The sequence below is a fragment of the Nesterenkonia marinintestina genome, assembly GCF_025420485.1.
GTDB classification, from domain to species: Bacteria; Actinomycetota; Actinomycetes; order Actinomycetales; family Micrococcaceae; genus Nesterenkonia; species Nesterenkonia marinintestina.
Genome location: NZ_JAOEFD010000004.1, coordinates 1 through 17,850 on the forward strand (window position 1 = coordinate 1; position 17,850 = coordinate 17,850).

Here is a 17,850-nt window from a genome sequence, read left to right on the forward strand (position 1 = left end):
CCCGCGGACGGTGGGCCCGCTACTTCGTGGTGCGCGAGGCCTTCGCCGAACTCCACAGCTTTCTCGACCTGGGCTGAACCTTGATGTACCCCAGGCTCAGATACGGCACGTCCGATAGAATGGCCTAATGGAAATGGGGTGCGCAGACTGCGGATGCGTGGTCAATCGAGGCGTCGTCGTACGCGCCTGCGATCACTACCCAGATTGCTGCTGCCATGACCTGCCGAAGACTCAGCTCGCTAGCAAGCCGCCCAACAGTTAAAGCACCCAGGGCGCAACCTTGAGCACCTCTCCCCTTGTTAGATCCCAAAGGCACCACCGGTGACCAGGATGATGACGCCTAGGGCGATGAGCACCAGTGGGAAGAGGATGCTCTCCCAGCGTTCAAGGGCTTCGGCGATGGGTTTTCGTGCGGTGATCCATCTAGCAGCGAAGACCAGGAGTGCAACCAGTAGCAGGAAGACGAGACAGAAGGCCAGGACAGCGGGCCAGTTAAGGCTGACGAAGACTGGCACATAGATTCCGATGTTGTCTCCACCATTAGCGAAGGTCACCAGAGCCACCGTGCCGACAGAGACCCGTTTGTCCTCCAGTTGGGCTTCGTCGTCTTCTTCATCGCGGTTGCGCCATGTTCGCCATGCTGCCCAGAGCCCGAGACTTAGTGGGATCAGCCCGAAGTAGGGCAAGACTTCTTCCGGGAGGACCACTTGAGCTCCCAGCGCCACAACTACAGCAGTCCCCAGAATGCCGATGAAACCCACGTACTGTCCCAGCAGGATGCGGCGGGTGGTCCCTGGCTGTCCTTGGCCACGACCGAAGAACAGAGATAAGACGATAATGTCATCGATGTTGGTGGCGATGAACAGTCCGAACGCCTGTGCAGCGGTAGCCAGCATCAGCTGCTACGCGCCTGAGCGCAGCCGGGTAGAGAACACTCTGGATCTACACAGGGTGCATCCTGGTCGACTGCGAGTGTGGTCTCGACAAGTGCATTCAGCGCTTGGGTTAGATGCGCATCTGCGATCTCGTAGCGGGTTTGGCGGCCTTCAGGTTCAGTGACCACGATCCCGCAGTCTCGCAGACAGGCTAAGTGGTTCGACACGTTGGTCCGGGTCAGCTCCAAGTCCCGGGACAACTGGGCCGGGTAGCCAGGACCCTTCAGGAGGGATAACAGGATTCGGGAACGGGTTGCGTCAGCCATGGCCCGGCCAAGCCTGTTCATCACATCAAGACGCGAAGCAATAGTCAGCATGTACTGACTATACAGTGCCCACTGACGAATCAGCGTGGGTCAACCTAACCGACGTCCCGGTGACGGATCCGCTTGCGGGACGGCGCTTCGGTGGTCACGCGTCTTGTTTGTGACCGTATCGTTGGCGGGCTGCTTCACCGGAGGTACCGATCAGGGATCCGATAAACGACCATGAGTAGCCATCTTTACGGCCTCGGCTGACGGCTTCTTTGATTGAGCGTTCGGCGTCAGCTCGGGCCAGGATCGCTTGGCGTAGTTCGGTGAACACCTGAGGGTCGCGTTCCTCGGCTCGAGACGGTTCATAGTCTTCAAAGCGCTTGGCAAGTTCGTCAGCGTGGTCCAGTATGTCTTGGACTGTACGGGGCATGATCATCACCTCAAAGAATTTATCGCGTGCTTTCATTGCGTGGACGATGACCGGGGCTGTGGCGCCGTTGACAACGCCGATCTCGAATATGATGGTCGCCAGGTTCGCGCCGATGACCATCGTGAAACCCTAATCGAGGTCGAAGACTCGAATCGGATTGGAATATGCGTGCAAGATGTCTTCATCGCTGACACCGTGCTTCCGAGCACTGTCCGCGATGATCGGAGCGACATCCATACCTACGAGATACTTTGCAGGGCCACTGTTGGCAAGTTAACTTGCCCCTCCGTCCCGCAAGCCGTTCCCCTTACGGCGGCGCGGTTCTCCATCCGCTGTTTAAGCCGTTCACGTTCGCTCGCCTACTGTGGTCAGCATGCAAACCGAAGGTTTCACCGTGGAGTCGTCTCCGGTACTGGGCATGGGCGAAGTCGCAGCGCTCTACCGCGAGGTGGGGTGGACGACCTACGCCGATGATGTCGTGACACTTGAGGCAGCGTTGGCCGGCTCTTCCCGCGTCGTGGCGGCTCGGCGCGATGGTCGCCTCGTCGGGGTGGCGCGGGTGATTTCTGACGGAGCCACGATCTGTTACCTGCAAGACGTACTGGTCCGCCCTGACGCTCAGCGAGCCGGTATGGGCCGCGCACTCGTCCTTGCCGCCTTGGAGCCGTACGCCTCTGTGCGTTAGAAGGTTCTGCTTACCGATGACGAGCCAGGTCAACGCGCCTTCTACGAGTCCTTGGGATACCAGGAGACCCGAGACCACGGCGCTGGTTCCCTGCGAGCGTTCGTTCGTTTCGACGCCTGACCGGCTAAGCACGTCCGTAAAGGATCCCCAGCCGGCACTCCGGTGTCGTCATCAATGCGTGGCCCGCAGTCGCGTCGTACCCATAAAAAGAGCGCAACGGGGCGCTTCCACAGGTGGGGTAGAGCTAGCGTGTGCTGCCCTCGAACCGGGTGACCACATATCCAGCGATGTAGACCAATGACCCAATAAAAATGATGCCCTCAGAGACTACGCCAACTGTGTCTCCCCCCTGCACCGCCCTAATGGTGATGATGGCGCTTAGGACACTGAACCCAACCATTCCCAGAGCTGCCCAGAGTGGTAGCCCACGTTGCTTCTGATTCCGAGTCATAGTGCGCACCCATTCTAGAGGTGGACGGATCAACTCGCCGCTCGTGCTCATCAGCATCAGTCGTAGAGTCAGGTCCCTGAATCGGGCACACCCTAGACCAGAGCGTACCGGTAGCCGATCCCCCAAAAGAAACACCTGCTCTTGGAGCTGGCGACCTACAGAGAAGTTTATGCGCTGCCGCAGCGCTGAGGATTGTGACAAGTTACTGAGACAGGGACCCGCTCACCGAGTTGTCAAACCCCAGGTCAGCGCCATGCACCCCTGACAACTTCAGTGGGAACCTACATCGCCGGAGGCGGCTGATCTGGCTACGATTCCGACGAACTCGACCCACACCTCCGATCGAGTCCCCTGTTCCTGCAGCGTGTTGCGGCCCCAGAGGCCCGAACTGTGCCTGGAACAGGGGATTCGATGCAGGGGTGTGGGCATGACCGGCGGGACGAACTGCACGTCAGACGTGATTGAGTGGGAGCATGTCCGCGCGCATCGTCTCCCTCGGCACCGCCGTCCCGGACACCGCCGTGTCCCAGCAGGAGCTGCGGGACTTCTTCGCCGGACAGCCGGGCACCGATCCGCTGACCAGGAGACTCATCTCGGCGGCCTTCGACGCCGCGGGAATCTCCACCCGGCACTCCGTGCTGAGCGGACTCGGCGGGCTTCCCGACGGCGTCTTCGTCGCCGAGGACGGCGCGCTGCGTCGACCGACGACGGGCGTGCGCAACGACCTCTACCGTGAGACGGCGCCGGACCTGGCCGCCGACGCCGCCCGCCGCGCGCTGAGCGACGGGGCCGTCGCCGCCGAACAGATCACCCACGTGGTCAGCGTCTCCTGCACCGGCTTCTTCGCCCCGGGGATCGACTACCGCCTGGTCCGTGACCTCGGGCTCGACGCCGACGTCGCCCGCACGCATCTGGGCTTCATCGGCTGCGCCGCCGCCCTGCCCGCGCTCCGCACCGCCTCCCAGATCACCGCCGCGGAACCCCACGCCGTGGTCCTGGTGGTCTGTGTGGAGCTGTGCTCCCTGCACATCCGGGACCTGCCCGACCCGGAGCAGATCGTCGCCGCCTCGGTGTTCGCCGACGGAGCGGCGGCAGCCGTCGTGACCGCCGACGACGCCGTCGGGACCCCGGGTGGACTGGTCCTGGAACGGTTCGGCACCACGCTGACCGAGGAGGGCGAGTCCGACATGGTGTGGACCGTCGGCGACCACGGCTTCCGGATGCGGCTCTCGGCCGAGGTCCCGCGCATCATCGGCCGCGAGATCCGCTCGGCGGTCCAGAGCTTCTTGGGCGGGGAGCCGACTCCGGACACCTGGGCCGTCCATCCGGGCGGGCGCAGCGTGCTGGACCGAGTCGAGGCCGGACTCGAGCTGCCCGACTCGGCGCTGACGACCTCGCGGGCCGTCCTGCGAGACCGCGGGAACATGTCCAGTGCGACGCTGCTCTTCATCCTCGCCGAACTGCTGGACGACCCGACCATCGAGGATGCACCCCTGGTCGCCCTGGCCTTCGGTCCAGGTCTCACCGTCGAATCAGCCCTGATTCACAAGGTGTCACCCGATGCTCGGACCTGACTTGAGTGCACGGGACGAACACCTCGTCGAGCTCATGGACGACCCGAACTGCGACCCCCGGCGCCTGGACGCCACGCTGCGTCGCTTCGGCCTGGTGAACCGACTGATCTCCGGTTGGGGGACGGTCTACCGGCACCGGCTGCGACCGCTGATCGCAGGCCTGGAGCGTCCCGCACGGATCCTCGACCTCGGCTCCGGCGGCGGAGACGTCGTCGCTCGGCTCGCGTCGCTCGCCGCCGCCGACGGGTTCGAGGTCCGCTGGACCGGAGCCGACCCGGATCCCCGCGCCCACGAGGTCGCCGCCGCACGAGAGATCCCGAACGCCCGGTTCCTGTGCGCCGACGCCGACGCCCTGCACGAGGCCGGAGAGGCCTTCGACGTCGTCATCTCCAACCACGTGGTCCACCACCTCGACACCCAGGGGCTGCACGACTTCACCGAAGCCTCGCGCGATCTGGCCTCGCACCGGGTCCTCCACGGCGACATCGCCCGGGGGCGGCTCGCCTACCACCTCTACTCCGTCGGCATCCTGCCGCTGGCACCGGGAACGTTCCTGCGCACCGACGGACTGCGGTCGATCCGCCGCAGCCACCGTCCCGCGGAGCTCTCCGCCGCACTGGGGCCGGACTGGTCGGTCACCTCGCCGGCGCCCTTCCGACTGCTCGCCGAGGCCGACGGTCGTGCCTGAGGTCATCGTCATCGGAGCCGGTCCCGTCGGGCTGCTCCTGGGTGCCGAGCTGCGGCGGCACGGCATCGACGTCGAGATCCTCGAGCAGCGCGCCTCACCCGGTCCAGGCAGCCGCGCCGTGGGCGTCCACGCCCCGACCCTCGCGGCCCTGGAACCGTCCGGACTCACTGAGCAGCTGTTGGTCCACGCCCTGCGCGTGGACCGCGGGGAGGCTCGGTCGGAGGGTCGACGGCTCGGCACCGTGCGCTTCGACCGCCTGAGCGCCAGGTTCCCCTTCGTCGCCACCCTGCCGCAGGCCGACACCGAGCGGGTCCTCGCCGCCGCAGCCCCCGCGCCCGACCGAGGGGTGCGCATCACCGGCCTGCACCCGATGGGACATCGGGTGGAGCTGGAGAGCGACGAAGACGTCCGGTCCGCACCGCTGGTGGTCTTGGCCGGCGGCGCACGGTCTCGAGATCTGGTGTACGCCCACCCGGCCGCCCGCACCTACCCCGACCGCTACCTGATGACCGACGTCGACCTCGGCGCCCACCGGGACTCCGAGACCGCCGTGGTCCACCTCGACGGCGACGGCGTGCTCGAGTCCTTCCCCCTGCCCGGGGGGCGGCGTCGGTTCGTCGCCTGGGACCCGGCGGAGGCTTCGGCGGACCCTGAGGCTCGTCGGCGACGGATGGGTCACGCCCTGGAGCGGCGCGGCGAGCGCGGACCAGCGGAGGTCACCGCCTTCGCGGTGCGCCGCTACGTGGCCCCGCAGATGCGGAACGGCCGGCTCTTCGTCGTCGGCGACGCCGCACACGAAGTCAGCCCCATCGGCGGGCAGGGCATGAACCTCGGCCTGCTCGACGCCGCGACGCTGGCACCCCTGCTGGCGGACTGGGTGCACACCGGCACCGCCCCCGAGGCGGACCTGCGGAGCTGGGAGAGGGAACGGATCCGCTCGGCCCGACGAGCCGCAGATCTGGCAGCGCTGAACACCCGGCTGGGCCGTCCCGCCGGGCCCTCCGTCGACGCGCTGCGACGCCGGATGCTGCGCGCCATGCTCGGTCCGGGTGCCGGGCGGGTCTTCGCCCACGCCTACGCGATGGGCTTCGACGCCGCCACCAGCTGAATCGCCAGCAGCAGGGCCGAGAGCATGACCAGTCGGAACAGGGTGCGTCCGGAGTGACCGGCCCGACCCATCACCAGGGTGAGCAGGACGATGAGCAGCACTGCGGCGAACAGCACCGCGGACACGGCGGAGACCGCATCGAGGTGCCACCCCACGGGTCCGATCGTGGCCGCGATCGCACCGCCGAGGACGGCGAGGCCGGCCAGGGCGGCGGAGGGCCGTGCACCGATGCGGTGGGGGAACCCGCGGATCCCGGTGCGGGCGTCGTCGTCGAGGTCGGGCAGCACATTGGTCAGGTGGATCGCCGCTCCCAGGGCGCCGCCGGCGATCCACGCCCAACCGTGGGCGAGCTGCGGGTCCGTGGCGGCCAGGGTCGCCAAGGAGGGGAAGAGTCCGAAGCTGAGGATGAACGGGAGTATCGAGGCCGCGGTGGCCTTCAGCCGGGCGTTGTAGGCCCAGGCCGAGATCAGGGCGATCAGGTGGGCGATCAGGAACCCGGGACCCAGGACGGCCGAGAGGATCAGCGCCGCCCCCAGGCAGGCGAAGGCCGCAGTCCACGCACCGCCGACGGAGAGCTCCCCCCGGGCGATGGGCTTGTCGCCCCTCCCGACGCTGCGGTCACGGGCGGCGTCGAAGGCGTCGTTCGAGATGCCGACCGAGAGCTGTCCGGCGAAGACCGCCGCGGTGAGTACCACGAGCCGCCAGACCGGCAGGCCGGAGGCGACGCCGAGTGCGAGGGCGAGCACGGTGACCACCAGCGTCGGACCGGGATGGGAGGAGGCCCACAGGCTCCTGACCGTCCTCACGCTGGCACCGACCATGGTCCCAGTCTCTCATCGTCGCCGTCGGCCGAGCGACGGCGACGTCACGCCGACAGGGCTCTGACCTGGGACGTCCTGGCTAACCTGAGGAACTCCGCGACTCCGCGGCAGGCCTGCACTCCGGCCTCGGTGAGCCGGTAGTAGACCCAGGTGCCGCGCCGCTCAGAGGTGATGAGTCCCGCTCCTCGGAGCTTCTTCAGGTGGTGGGAGACGGTGGGCTGGGAGACGCCGACGTCGTCGAGGTCGCAGACGCAGATCTCGACGGGCGCTTCGGCGATCAGCAGGAAGAGACGCAGCCGCACCGGGTCGGCCAGCCCGCGCAGCAGCCCCGCCGTACCGACGAAGTCCTCCGGGTCGGCCTCTGAGGCGAGGCCCTCTCTGAGACCGTCGGCCTGGCAGCACTGCTGTTCCATGGGTCCCCTTCCGTCACCCGTCCCTCTATATTGACGAATATCGAATCATAGGGCAATGTCTGCTGTATAGACGATGATCGATACAACGTCGGAGATGCGATGACCACCTCATCCGATGAGCTCCGCGAGGCCGTCCGCCGTCGATACGCCGACGCGGCCCTCCGTCTGACCGGGACGGCCACCGGCTGCTGCGGAACCGAGAGCACCACGGACCTCGCCCGTGCGGGGATCTTCGGCTCCTCACTCTACGACGCCGACGCCTCCGCCTCCGGAGGCCCTGCGGTCGAGGCCTCCCTGGGCTGCGGCGTGCCCACCGCCGTCGCCGAACTCGTCGAGGGCGAGACGGTGCTCGACCTCGGCTCGGGGGCGGGCGGCGACGTGCTGATCTCGGCGCGCCGCGTCGGCCCCGAGGGTCGGGCCATCGGCCTGGACATGACGGAGGAGATGCTCGAGGCCGCGCGCCGACACGCGGCGGAGGCCGGTGCGGACAACGTCGAGTTCGTGCGGGGTTACCTCGAAGAGGTTCCGCTTCCGGAAGCATCGGTCGACGTCGTCATCTCGAACTGCGTGATCAACCTCGCCGCAGACAAGGACGTGGTGCTGCAGGAGGCCGCTCGGGTCACCCGGCCAGGCGGTCGGTTCGCAGTCTCCGACGTCGTCGCCTCCGAAGACATGGACGAGGCCACCCGCCACGACGTCGCCGCCCACACCGGCTGCATCGCCGGGGCGCTGACCGAGACCGAGTACCGCCGGTCGCTGGAGCGGGCCGGCTGGACCGACGTCGACATCACCTACACCCACCGAGTCCACTCCCACGCCCAGGCCGCGATCATCCGTGCCGAGCGTGCGACGGGACGGGGGACGGATCGATGAGCACAGTGGAGACTCCCGCGGATCCGATCGAAGCGAAGCTCTCCGCGCTGGACAGGCTCCTGCCCCTGTGGATCGGTCTGGCCATGGTCGCCGGTCTGCTCCTCGGCCGCTTCGTCCCCGGTCTCGACGAGGCGCTGACCGCATTGGAGGTCGGGGGCATCTCCCTCCCCATCGCCCTGGGCCTGCTGGTGATGATGTACCCGGTCCTGGCAAAGGTCCGATACGACCGACTCGGAACGGTCACCTCGGACCGACGGATCCTCCTCTCCTCCCTGGCGCTGAACTGGCTCATCGGCCCGGCGCTGATGTTCGCCCTGGCCTGGATCTTCCTTCCGGATCTCCCCGAGTTCCGCACCGGGCTGATCATCGTCGGGCTGGCCCGATGCATCGCGATGGTCATCATCTGGAACGATCTGGCGTGCGGCGACCGGGAGGCGGCGGCCGTGCTCGTCGCGCTCAACAGCGTCTTCCAGGTCATCGCGTTCTCCGGCCTCGCCTGGTTCTACCTCGATCTGCTGCCGGGATGGCTCGGCCTCGACACCCAGGGGCTGGACGTCTCCACCTGGCACATCTTCCTCTCCGTGCTGGTCTTCCTCGGCGTGCCGCTGGCCGCCGGGTACCTGACCCGCCGGGTGGGTGAGGCCGCTAAGGGACGCACCTGGTACGAGGAGACCCTGATTCCGCGGATCGGACCCTGGGCGCTCTACGGCCTGCTGTTCACCGTCGTCCTGCTCTTCGCCCTGCAGGGGGACCGGATCACCAGCCAGCCGTTGGACGTGGCACGGATCGCGGTGCCGCTGCTGGTGTACTTCGTGGTGATGTGGGGCGTCGGATTCGCCTTCGGATGGGCTGTGCGTCTGTCCTATGCACGCACGACCACCCTGGCCTTCACCGCCGCCGGCAACAACTTCGAGCTCGCCATCGCTGTGGCCATCGCAGCCTTCGGCGTCACCTCCGGGCAGGCGCTGGCCGGGGTGGTCGGGCCGCTGATCGAGGTGCCGGTGCTCGTCGCGCTGGTCTACGCGGCCCTGTGGCTGCGGAGACGGTATCCGGGGACCGCTGAGCCGGCCGCCCGCGGACGAGCGGGAGCTCGAGACCTGTAGCCGCCGATCAGAGACGAGGACTCCATGACACCCGACCGGAACCAGCTGGTGCGCGAACTCACTGCTGACCTCTGCTACTCCTATCGAGGGGTGTTCGACACCGACGTCGTCGAGCAGGCCGTCGCCGACGCCTGGGACGACCTCGCTCCCCGCTCAACGGTGCAGACCTTCCTGCCCGTCCTCATCGCGCGCCAGGCGCGCGAACAGCTGATGGCACGAGCCCAGGCGGAAGGACGGATCGCGAAGCAGGTTCCGGAGCTCCTCTTCGTGTGCGTGCACAATGCGGGGCGGTCCCAGATGGCCGCCGCGCTCGCCGATCACCTGTCGGCGCGCCGGGTGCACGTCCGCTCGGCCGGCAGCGCCCCCACCGGAGAGATCAATCCCACCGTGGTCACCGCGCTGCAGGAGCGTGGGATCCCCCTGGGCACGTCGTATCCGAAGCCGCTCTCCGACAGCGTGGTGCGTGCCGCCGACGTCATCGTCACGATGGGGTGTGGAGATGCCTGCCCGGTGTACCCCGGGAAGCGTTACGAAGACTGGGACGTCCGCGACCCCGAGGGCGAGACGCTCGAGGTGGTCCGTGAGATCCGCGACGACGTCCAGTCTCGCGTCACCGACCTCCTGCGCGAGATCCTGGACTGAGACCCCGAACCGACCCCTCCGACCTGAAGGATCGCCCTATGACTCCCCAGCACACGACACCGGACTCCACGACACCGGGGGCCACGACACCGGGGGCCGATGACCGACCGACCGCACTGTTCGTGTGTGTGAAGAACGGCGGGAAGTCCCAGATGGCGGCGGCTCTGATGCGCAGCTCCGCCGGCGACGCCGTCGAAGTCCACTCGGCGGGCACGCGTCCGGGTGGGGCTGTGAATGAGCAGTCGCGCCAGGTGGTCGAGGAGGTCGGCGCGGACATGCACGGCGAGGTGCCCAAAGCGTTGGACGCCGAGCTGCTGCGACGCGCGGACCGGGTGATCGTCCTGGGCTCGGAGGCGCAGGTGACACCGGTCGACGGTATGCGCGGGCGTATCGAGACGTGGCACACCGACGAACCGTCGGAACGGGGCATCGAAGGGCTGGAACGGATGCGGCTGGTCCGCGACGACATCGCCGAGCGGGTGGAGACCCTGCGGCAGGAACTGCTGGAAGGCTGACCCCTCCCCCATCGGGTCCCCTGTTCCAGGCACACTTCGGGCGGGTTCAGACCCGACACGCCGCAGGGATCGGGGACTCGATGGGACGGGGACGGGGCCCGGAGGTGTTGCCGGCTGTGCACGCCCGCCGCACACTGGGGTTCATGCGTATGACTCGCCGAATGGTCGTCCTGGACGCCGCGGACATCGATGCAGTGAGCAGCTTCTGGGCGCAGGTGCTCGGGATCCGGGCCGAGGGCGACCACCAGTGGCGGACCCTCACCACCGAGGACGGCTGGGAGATGGCCGTCCAGCACGCCCCGGACCACACCCCGCCGCAGTGGCCCGACGGCGCACCGGAGCAGGTGCACCTGGACTTCTACGTGGACGACGTCGACGCGGCCCACGACCACGTCACCTCCTGCGGCGCCCTCATGCTCCAGGATCGGGTCGGAGACGACGACCGCGGGTTCATCGTCTACGCCGACCCCGCCGGGCACCCCTTCTGCCTCTGCTGGGAGTCCTGAACGGACACACCACCGCATCGAATCCCCTGTTTCCGGCACAGTTTCGGTCGTTTCGGCTCCGACACGCTGCAGGGATCGGGGACTCGATGGAGGGTGGGGAGGGGTGCAGGGTCAGCGTCTGGTGAAGGGTCCGGGTCAGGGGGTCGCGTCCCGGTCATACATGCACTCACCGGCGACGAAGGTCCGCTCCACCGTCAGCCCCGCCAGCTCCTCGACGGAGACGGCGAACGGATCCTGGGCACAGACCACGAAGTCGGCCCAGGACCCCACGTCCAAGCTGCCCAGCACGTCCTCCTCGAACGAGGCATAGGCGGCGTCGCAGGTCATCCCACCCAGCGCCGCCTCCAGCTCCATCCGCTCGGAACCGTCGTCCAGGACCTGACCCGAGGCCGAGGTCCGCGTCACAGCGGCGGAGATCGTATGCCAGGGGTTCGGGTCGGTGATCGGCGCGTCCGAGTTCGGAGGCGCCACGATCCCGGCGTCCTCGAAGGACCGCTGCGGGTAGGCCCGCCCCACGCGTTCGGGGCCGAGCACCTCCCGGTACCGGTCCCCCAGCTCGTGGAGGAACCCGACCGAGGAGCCGGCCATGATCCCGTGCTCCGCCATCAGCTCCAGGTGCCGCTGGGACGGCAGGCCGCAGTGCTCGATCCGGTGCCGCATCCGTTCCGCCCCGGGCACCCGCCGGCACACCTCGACGAGCACCTCGACGGCGGCGTCCACGGCCCGGTCCCCGATCCCGTGCACCGCCGCGCGCAGCCCGTCCTCAGCCGCACCGACGACGGCGTCGACGATCTCCCCGGGCTCGCTGGTCAGGAAGCCGCGCTCCTGAGTGCCCTCATACGGCTCGTCCACCGCCGCGGTCCGGCCTCCCACACTGCCGTCGAGCATGAACTTCGACCCCTGGACGCGCAGCATCTCATCCCCGAAGCCGGCGGTCAGGCCCACCTGACGGGCGCCGTCCAGGGAGCCGGAGAAGCCGTGGCCGTCGATGGCCCACAGCCAGGGACGCAGGCGGACCTTCAGGCGACCGGCCCGCCGCAGCCGCGAGAACTCGCGCAGATGCTCCCCCTCGGCGGCCATATCGTGGGCGGTGGTGATCCCCCGGGCCAGCAGCGCCTCCTGCGCGGCGGCGACCGCCTCGGCGATGTCCGCGCGGGTCGGCTCGGGCGGCTTCACCAGGTCCATGGCGCGCTCCTGCAGCAGGCCGGTGAGCTCCCCGTCCTCGTCGCGGAGCAGACGTCCGCCCTCAGGGTCGGGGGTGTCCCGATCGACGCCGCAGGCGCGCAGTGCGGCCGAGTTGACCACCGCCATATGCGCGCAGGTCCGCCGCAGCACCACGGGGTGGTCCGGAGCGGCGGCGTCGAGGTCGGCCCGCGTGGGGGCGCGCCCGTCGACCATGCGGCTCTCGTCCCAGCCCCAGCCGCGGATCCACTCGCCGGACCCCCGCTGAGCGGCCTCCGCGGCCACGGCCTCCCGGATCTCCTCCACCGAGTCGGTGTCCGCCGGTCGGCAGGAACACCCCAGCAGGCTGAGGCCGAACAGGACCACGTGCATGTGCGACTCGATGAGCCCGGGCAGCACCCGTGCTCCGGCCAGGTCGATCGTCCGGGTCTGCGGGCCGGCGGCGTCGAGGATCTCGGCGTCGTCGCCGAGCCGCGCCACCCGTTCCCCGCGTACGGCCATCGCAGAGCAGGTGGACCACTCGACCCCGGCCTCCGTGCGCCGCGGCGTGGAGATCCGCCCTCCGTGCAGGATGAGCTCGGGGGCCTCATCCGCCTCGATCCGACCCGTCATCGCAGCTCCGCGCCTCGGCCCGCCCCCGACCGGGAGTCCAGGTCGGCGTGCTCCTCAGGCCGCGAATCCTCCTCGATGTCCCGGGACTCGGCCGCCCAGGACCGGTCGCGGGTCACGGTGTGCTGAGTCATCAGCGATCCGACGACGAGCACCACGATCGAGGCCGGCAGCCCCACGAAGACCGGGTGCCAGCCCAGCGGCTCTCCCATCACCTGCCAGACCACTGCGAGCAGCAGACCCGACCACATCGACGCCAGCCCGGCGATGCGGGTGACCCTGCGCCAGAACAGTCCCAGCAGCACCGGGGCCAGCAGCCCGGAGACCAGCATCGCGGTGCCGGTCACCCACAGGACCACCAGCTGGGGCATGTAGAGGGCGAGCAGGACGGCGATCACGGAGGTGAGGAGCACCGAGATCTTCGACCACAGCAGCAGGCGCTCGGAGGTCGGGGCCTTCATGCGCGGGCGGATGATGTCGTTGACGATGGTGGAGCTCGCGGCGAGGAAGAACGAGTCGGCGCAGGAGATCACGGTGGCCAGCACCGCGATGATCATGATGATGATCATCGGGAACGGGAACACGTCGCCGATGACGGCGTAGTACACCTGGTTGGGGTCCGGCACGTCGAGCTCGAGGCCCCACCGGGTCATCACGCCGATGAGCACCACCACGGTGCAGATGATGGTCTGCAGCACGATCGCGGTCCACAGGCCCGTCTTCAGCACCCGCATGGTCCGCGCCGCCCAGATGCGCTGCCACAGGTCCTGTCGGACCATCTGGTAGGCGCCGATGGTGAGCAGGTAGACCCCCAGCATGCCGGGTGCGATGCCGAGGACGTCGAGCATGTCCTCCTCGCCGGCGGCCGCGGCGTTGGACTCGATGGCCTCCCACCCGCCGGCGGCGAAGATGACGACGACGAAGAGCACGAAGATGCCGACCGTCTGAACGGTGCCGTGGAGGGCGTCCTGGAAGACCACCGACTTCAGCCCGCCGAGCACCGTCTTGATCGTGAGCATGACCCAGGAGATGACGATTCCCGTGGTCATGTTCAGATCGAGGGTCAGGTAAAGGATCGTGGCGATGGAGACGAACTGCATCCCGGTGATCGCGCAGTAGGCGAAGAGCATGCTGATCGCAGTCGGCACGCGCGCCTTCTCTCCGTAGAGGAGCGAGGTGAAGTCACCCATGGTGACCATGTTGTGCCGAGCGCCGAGCCGTCGGACGGGCCCGGTCATGAACAGGATGATGACCAGCGTGGTGGGGACCATGACCAGGCCCAGCCAGATCTGCCCCGCGCCCAACGAGTACCCGTTGGCCATATAGCCCAGCAGGATGGAACCGCCGATGGCCGTGCCGATCAGGGTGAGGATCATCGGGAAGATCCCGACGCTGCGGCCGGCCACGGAGTAGTCCTCATAGGTCTTCACCCGGCGATTGACCATATAGGCGAATCCGACGAGGAACAGGAAGTAGACGATGACGACGCCGGTGAGGACGGTCGTCTGCTGCTCGGTGTACATGGTGCTGTGCCTCCCGGAGGGCTCACCGACCCCGTCGGTCGGTGACGTCCCTCACATATCTGTGCGATGTGTCCCAGTCTCGGTCCGTGATGTGACAGGGATCAAAGACCTGTTTCGGATGACCTCTATGCCGCAGACGTATGGTCACGGGTGATCGGGAACGCCGCCGGGGGCGCGGTCAGAGATCGCCCCAGCACAGCTCGCCTCCGACGACCGTCGCCGTGGGGGCGATGTCCTTCAGCCTGCGGGGATCCACGGCGTACGGATCCTCGGAGAGCACGACGACGTCGGCGAGCATCCCGTGCACCAGACGGCCCTTCAGGTGCTCCTCGTGGGAGGTGTAGGCGCTGCCGACCGTGTAGGCGTGCATCGCCTGCTCCACGGTGATGCGCTCCTGCGGCGAGAACACGTAGCCGGTATGGGTCTCACGGTGGACCATGTCATGGACGTTGAGCATCGGGTCGGGGGCCACCACCGGGGCGTCGGTGCTGGCCGGCACGGTGAGGCCGGCGTCGAAGAGGCCCTTGAGCCGGTAGGCCAGCGGCAGCCGGTCGTCGCCGACCGCCTCCCGGACTCCGTCGCCGAGCTCCTGGACGAAGCGTCCCTGCGGCACCGGGATCAGGCCGAGGGTGCGCATCCTGGCCAGCTGGTCGTCGGAGGCCACGCAGACGTGCTCCACCCGGTGCCGGGCATCGGTGCGCGGGTGCAGGGTCTGCGCCTCGGCGAAGATGTCGAGCACCGCGTCCAGGGCGGCGTCGCCGATGGCGTGGGCGGCCACCTGCCACCCGGTGCGGTGGGCGCCGATGATCCGCTCGCGCAGGGTGTCGTAGGTGAACTGGAGCATCCCCCGGGGGGCGTCGTCGTCGCCGGAGCCGACCGCATAGTCGCAGCACATGAACGCGCTGCGCCCGATCAGCGACCCGTCGCCGAGGATCTTGGTGGCGCCGATGCGCAGACGCTCGTCGCCCAGGCCGGTCCGGACGCCGAGGTCCAGTCCGAGGCTGGGCACGGACCCCGCCTCGTCCTCCAGGCCGATCCCGTGGAGCCTGGTCAGATACGGCATCACAGTGGCGCGCACGCCGAGACGACCCTGGTCCCGCGCGGCCTGGTAGCCGGCGATGTCGTACGGGCTCTGACCGATGTGATCGGCCGCACCCAGCCCCGGCTCCGTGATGGAGGTGATGCCCAGCGACAGCGCCCTGCGGCTGCCGGCGGCGACCATATCGGCCACCTCCTGCACCGAGGGGGTGGGGATGCGGTCGAGGATGACCGCGCGGGCGGTCTCCAGCAGCACTCCGCGGGCCCGGCCCTCGGCGTCGAGCGGCACTCCGCCGCCGTCGGGGACGGGGACTCCCCGCCGGTCGGGATGACCGGCGCGGCGGAACGCCTCGGTGTTGGCGACGCCGAGATGCCGAGACTTGTGGTGCAGCCAGACCGGGTGGTCGCCGGAGACGGCGTCGAGCTGCTCGGCCGTGGGGTGCGCTCCGCCGAGCCGGTTCTGGTCGTAGCCCGAGCCGATCACCCAGGAGCCCGGCGCGGCGGTCTCGCAGGCGCGGCGGACCGCCTCGAGCAGCTCCTCGGTGGTGGCGACCGCGCCGGGGCCGACGTCGACCTGCAGCTCGGCGAGGCCGACCATCGACAGGTGGCAGTGCGCATCGTTGAACCCCGGGACGACCGCCGCCCCGCGGAGGTCGTGGACGGTGCGGAACTGTGAGGCGTCGATCTCGTCGTCGAGGCTGATGATGCGTCCCTGGTGGACGCCCAGTGCCCGGGCACGGGGGCGCCGGGCGTCATGGGTGTGGATCTCACCGTTGAGGTACAGGGTGTCGAAGAGCATGGGGCGACTCCGTCTCGTACGTGGGCTCGGGGGTCAGGGGGTGGACATGCTCTGATCGATGAGCACGTGCAGCACAGCGGTGCGCCGTTCCTCGGTCACCGTCCGCACGGCGCGCTCCACCGCCCCGGCGGCGTCGGCGTCGTCGGCGATCAGCTCCGCCCGCCCGCCGAAGGCCTGCCCGTAGGCGGCGAAGTCGGGGTTGGCGATCTGAGTGCCCGAGATCCGGTCCGGGTAGTCCCTCTCCTGGTGGGCCCGGATGGTCCCGTACTCGCCGTTGTCCACGATGATGACCAGGAACGCGGCCCCGAACTGGGCGGCGGTGGCCAGCTCCTGTCCGTTCATGAGGAACTCGCCGTCGCCGGTGACGGCCACGACGAACCGATCGGGGTGCTCCAGGGCGGCGGCGACCGCGGCCGGCACGGAGTACCCCATGGAACCGTTCCGGGTGCTCAGCTGTGCGGGGTGGACCTCGGTGGGCATGTGGTACTGGGCCCAGACGCAGTGGTTGCCCGCGCCGAAGGTGGTCAGCACATCCTCGGGGAGGCGGCTGCGCAGCTCCTCCATGACCACGGCCATGTGCGCGGTGCCCCGGGCGATCTCCGGGAGTCGGTCCCGGGAGGTGGGGACCGAGCTCCGCCGATGGGCCTCGACACCCCGGCGGCACCAGGGCTCCCAGTCCGCGGCGGGGACGATCGTGAGCTCGTCGAGGGCCTCGCCGAACGCGGTGGGCGAGGCGAGCACGTGCCGGGTCACCGGTCCGGAGAGTCCCTGCAGCGCGGGGTCGGCGGCGACGATGATGGTCGTCGCCTCGGGCCGCTGGCGCAGCGTGTAGCCGTCGGTGGGCACATCGCTGGGCACTGCGCCCACTGCCAGGACGACGTCGGCCTCCTCGAACATCTGGGCGGGGGTCTCGGCGCGTCCGTAGCCGAGCCAGCCGGCGTTGACCGGCGAGGAGTAGGGGATCCGGTCGGTGGCCCGCCATTCGTGGACCACCGGGATGCCGTGCTCCTCCGCGAAGCGGGCCGTCCGCGCCGAGGCCTCCGGGGTCCAGCGAGGCCCCCCGAGGTACAGCAGGGGCCGCTCGGCGCCGGAGAGCGCCCGGGAGATCTCGTCGACGTCGGTGTGGCTCAGTCCACCTTCGGCGACCGGCAGCGGGGCGGTGATCGGCCGGTCGAAGGGTGCGCGGATGACGTCCTCGGGGAGTCCGACGATCACGGGTCCGGGACGACCGGAGGAGGCGGCGAAGAAGGCCTCGGCGACGACGTCGGAGGCGCGGGCCGGGTCTTCGACCGTGAGGACCCGCTTGGTCTGGGTGCCGAACCAGGCCTGGGTGTCGAACTCCTGGAAGGACTCGCGGCCCCGGTCGGACACCGGGACCAGGCCGACGAAGAGGACCATCGGAGTGCCGTCCTGCCAGGCGGTGTGCACCGCGACGAAGGCGTTGGCGGCGCCGGGCCCGCGGGTCACCAGGGCGACTCCGGGGCGGCCCGTCAGCTTGCCGTGGGCCTCGGCCATGTAGGCGGCGCCGCCCTCGTGCCGGGTGACGACGTTGGTGATGTCGGTGTCGTGGAGTCCGTCGAGCACGGCGAGGAAGCTCTCCCCGGGGACGGAGAAGACCCGGCGGACGTCGTGGGCGACGAGGCTCTCGGCGATCGCCGCTCCGACGTGGCGGTGCGGGCTCTTCGGCGTCTCGGACATGGT

General features: G+C 68.9%; 18 protein-coding genes. 9 read left to right on the forward strand and 9 right to left on the reverse strand.

What is annotated here, in order from left to right; all coding sequences use genetic code 11:
* Positions 1 to 299: 299 nt before the first annotated feature.
* The 3 genes from N7E59_RS04480 to N7E59_RS04490 all read right to left on the reverse strand — a co-directional run bounded on the left by N7E59_RS04480 (position 300) and on the right by N7E59_RS04490 (position 1,739).
* Positions 300 to 896, reverse strand: coding sequence for a cadmium resistance transporter (locus N7E59_RS04480; RefSeq protein ID WP_390905008.1), 597 nt, complete (start codon positions 894 to 896; stop codon positions 300 to 302).
* Positions 896 to 1,252 carry a Cd(II)/Pb(II)-sensing metalloregulatory transcriptional regulator CmtR gene (gene cmtR / locus N7E59_RS04485; RefSeq protein WP_261623720.1) on the reverse strand — a complete coding sequence of 119 codons (357 nt, stop codon included), beginning with the start codon at positions 1,250 to 1,252 and terminating at the stop codon, positions 896 to 898. Before cmtR ends, N7E59_RS04480 begins: the two co-directional genes overlap by 1 nt.
* Before the next feature lie 94 nt (positions 1,253 to 1,346).
* On the reverse strand, positions 1,347 to 1,739 hold the full coding sequence (locus tag N7E59_RS04490; RefSeq protein WP_261623721.1) for a hypothetical protein: 393 nt from the start codon (positions 1,737 to 1,739) through the stop codon (positions 1,347 to 1,349).
* Positions 1,740 to 2,037: 298 nt separating this feature from the next.
* On the opposite strand from N7E59_RS04490, the gene N7E59_RS04495 reads away from it, so the two are divergent.
* From N7E59_RS04495 to N7E59_RS04510, 4 genes are all read left to right on the forward strand, one after another.
* On the forward strand, positions 2,038 to 2,304 hold the full coding sequence (locus tag N7E59_RS04495; protein ID WP_315942988.1) for a GNAT family N-acetyltransferase: 267 nt from the start codon (positions 2,038 to 2,040) through the stop codon (positions 2,302 to 2,304).
* A 924-nt stretch (positions 2,305 to 3,228) separates the two neighbouring features.
* Positions 3,229 to 4,329 carry a type III polyketide synthase gene (locus N7E59_RS04500; RefSeq protein WP_261623722.1) on the forward strand — a complete coding sequence of 367 codons (1,101 nt, stop codon included), beginning with the start codon at positions 3,229 to 3,231 and terminating at the stop codon, positions 4,327 to 4,329.
* Positions 4,316 to 5,017: a methyltransferase domain-containing protein gene (locus N7E59_RS04505; RefSeq protein ID WP_261623723.1), complete on the forward strand. Its 702-nt coding sequence runs from the start codon at positions 4,316 to 4,318 to the stop codon at positions 5,015 to 5,017. The genes N7E59_RS04500 and N7E59_RS04505 overlap by 14 nt, the downstream gene beginning before the upstream one ends.
* A complete protein-coding gene (locus N7E59_RS04510) occupies positions 5,010 to 6,125 on the forward strand; it encodes an FAD-dependent oxidoreductase (RefSeq protein WP_261623724.1) in 1,116 nt (371 codons plus the stop codon). The genes N7E59_RS04505 and N7E59_RS04510 overlap by 8 nt, the downstream gene beginning before the upstream one ends.
* On the opposite strand, the gene N7E59_RS04515 is transcribed toward N7E59_RS04510, so the two are convergent.
* On the reverse strand, positions 6,092 to 6,946 hold the full coding sequence (locus tag N7E59_RS04515; RefSeq protein WP_261623725.1) for a UbiA family prenyltransferase: 855 nt from the start codon (positions 6,944 to 6,946) through the stop codon (positions 6,092 to 6,094). The genes N7E59_RS04510 and N7E59_RS04515 overlap by 34 nt on opposite strands.
* 44 nt (positions 6,947 to 6,990) lie before the next feature.
* Entirely contained in the window at positions 6,991 to 7,359 is a 369-nt protein-coding gene (locus N7E59_RS04520; protein ID WP_261623726.1) for an ArsR/SmtB family transcription factor, read from the reverse strand.
* A gap of 99 nt (positions 7,360 to 7,458) precedes the next feature.
* Here N7E59_RS04520 and arsM point away from each other — a divergent pair, with 99 nt between their 5' ends.
* The 5 genes from arsM to N7E59_RS04545 all read left to right on the forward strand — a co-directional run bounded on the left by arsM (position 7,459) and on the right by N7E59_RS04545 (position 10,998).
* The gene (arsM, locus tag N7E59_RS04525; RefSeq protein WP_261623727.1) at positions 7,459 to 8,232 is read left to right on the forward strand and encodes an arsenite methyltransferase; all 774 of its coding nucleotides are present in this window, start codon (positions 7,459 to 7,461) and stop codon (positions 8,230 to 8,232) included.
* Positions 8,229 to 9,335: an ACR3 family arsenite efflux transporter gene (arsB, locus tag N7E59_RS04530; protein ID WP_261623728.1), complete on the forward strand. Its 1,107-nt coding sequence runs from the start codon at positions 8,229 to 8,231 to the stop codon at positions 9,333 to 9,335. The genes arsM and arsB overlap by 4 nt, the downstream gene beginning before the upstream one ends.
* A 24-nt stretch (positions 9,336 to 9,359) precedes the next feature.
* Entirely contained in the window at positions 9,360 to 9,977 is a 618-nt protein-coding gene (locus N7E59_RS04535; protein ID WP_261623729.1) for an arsenate-mycothiol transferase ArsC, read from the forward strand.
* 38 nt (positions 9,978 to 10,015) lie between these two features.
* The gene (locus N7E59_RS04540) at positions 10,016 to 10,492 is read left to right on the forward strand and encodes an arsenate-mycothiol transferase ArsC (RefSeq protein WP_261623730.1); all 477 of its coding nucleotides are present in this window, start codon (positions 10,016 to 10,018) and stop codon (positions 10,490 to 10,492) included.
* A 143-nt stretch (positions 10,493 to 10,635) separates the two neighbouring features.
* Positions 10,636 to 10,998 carry a VOC family protein gene (locus tag N7E59_RS04545; protein ID WP_261623731.1) on the forward strand — a complete coding sequence of 121 codons (363 nt, stop codon included), beginning with the start codon at positions 10,636 to 10,638 and terminating at the stop codon, positions 10,996 to 10,998.
* Positions 10,999 to 11,133: 135 nt separating this feature from the next.
* Here N7E59_RS04545 and N7E59_RS04550 read toward each other — a convergent pair whose 3' ends face one another.
* The 4 genes from N7E59_RS04550 to N7E59_RS04565 form a co-directional block, all read right to left on the reverse strand.
* Complete coding sequence (locus N7E59_RS04550) at positions 11,134 to 12,792, reverse strand: amidohydrolase (protein WP_261623732.1); 1,659 nt, start codon at positions 12,790 to 12,792, stop codon at positions 11,134 to 11,136.
* Positions 12,789 to 14,312: a sodium:solute symporter family protein gene (locus N7E59_RS04555; protein ID WP_261623733.1), complete on the reverse strand. Its 1,524-nt coding sequence runs from the start codon at positions 14,310 to 14,312 to the stop codon at positions 12,789 to 12,791. The genes N7E59_RS04550 and N7E59_RS04555 overlap by 4 nt, the downstream gene beginning before the upstream one ends.
* A 178-nt stretch (positions 14,313 to 14,490) precedes the next feature.
* A complete protein-coding gene (locus N7E59_RS04560; protein ID WP_261623734.1) occupies positions 14,491 to 16,149 on the reverse strand; it encodes an amidohydrolase in 1,659 nt (552 codons plus the stop codon).
* A 33-nt stretch (positions 16,150 to 16,182) separates the two neighbouring features.
* Entirely contained in the window at positions 16,183 to 17,847 is a 1,665-nt protein-coding gene (locus N7E59_RS04565) for a thiamine pyrophosphate-binding protein (protein WP_261623735.1), read from the reverse strand.
* Positions 17,848 to 17,850: the final 3 nt, after the last annotated feature.

Bases quoted from the DNA above. Each gene is read 5' to 3' on its own strand.
- N7E59_RS04515 (WP_261623725.1), bottom strand. From the start codon at position 6,946: ATGGTCGGTGCCAGCGTGAGGACGGTCAGGAGCCTGTGGGCCTCCTCC.
- N7E59_RS04555 (WP_261623733.1), bottom strand. From the start codon at position 14,312: ATGTACACCGAGCAGCAGACGACCGTCCTCACCGGCGTCGTCATCGTC.
- N7E59_RS04480 (WP_390905008.1), bottom strand. From the start codon at position 896: ATGCTGGCTACCGCTGCACAGGCGTTCGGACTGTTCATCGCCACCAAC.
- N7E59_RS04490 (WP_261623721.1), bottom strand. From the start codon at position 1,739: ATGGTCATCGGCGCGAACCTGGCGACCATCATATTCGAGATCGGCGTT.
- arsB (WP_261623728.1), top strand. From the start codon at position 8,229: ATGAGCACAGTGGAGACTCCCGCGGATCCGATCGAAGCGAAGCTCTCC.
- N7E59_RS04500 (WP_261623722.1), top strand. From the start codon at position 3,229: ATGTCCGCGCGCATCGTCTCCCTCGGCACCGCCGTCCCGGACACCGCC.
- N7E59_RS04535 (WP_261623729.1), top strand. From the start codon at position 9,360: ATGACACCCGACCGGAACCAGCTGGTGCGCGAACTCACTGCTGACCTC.
- arsM (WP_261623727.1), top strand. From the start codon at position 7,459: ATGACCACCTCATCCGATGAGCTCCGCGAGGCCGTCCGCCGTCGATAC.
- N7E59_RS04540 (WP_261623730.1), top strand. From the start codon at position 10,016: ATGACTCCCCAGCACACGACACCGGACTCCACGACACCGGGGGCCACG.
- N7E59_RS04565 (WP_261623735.1), bottom strand. From the start codon at position 17,847: ATGTCCGAGACGCCGAAGAGCCCGCACCGCCACGTCGGAGCGGCGATC.
- N7E59_RS04495 (WP_315942988.1), top strand. From the start codon at position 2,038: ATGGGCGAAGTCGCAGCGCTCTACCGCGAGGTGGGGTGGACGACCTAC.
- cmtR (WP_261623720.1), bottom strand. From the start codon at position 1,252: ATGCTGACTATTGCTTCGCGTCTTGATGTGATGAACAGGCTTGGCCGG.
- N7E59_RS04545 (WP_261623731.1), top strand. From the start codon at position 10,636: ATGCGTATGACTCGCCGAATGGTCGTCCTGGACGCCGCGGACATCGAT.
- N7E59_RS04550 (WP_261623732.1), bottom strand. From the start codon at position 12,792: ATGACGGGTCGGATCGAGGCGGATGAGGCCCCCGAGCTCATCCTGCAC.
- N7E59_RS04560 (WP_261623734.1), bottom strand. From the start codon at position 16,149: ATGCTCTTCGACACCCTGTACCTCAACGGTGAGATCCACACCCATGAC.
- N7E59_RS04505 (WP_261623723.1), top strand. From the start codon at position 4,316: ATGCTCGGACCTGACTTGAGTGCACGGGACGAACACCTCGTCGAGCTC.
- N7E59_RS04520 (WP_261623726.1), bottom strand. From the start codon at position 7,359: ATGGAACAGCAGTGCTGCCAGGCCGACGGTCTCAGAGAGGGCCTCGCC.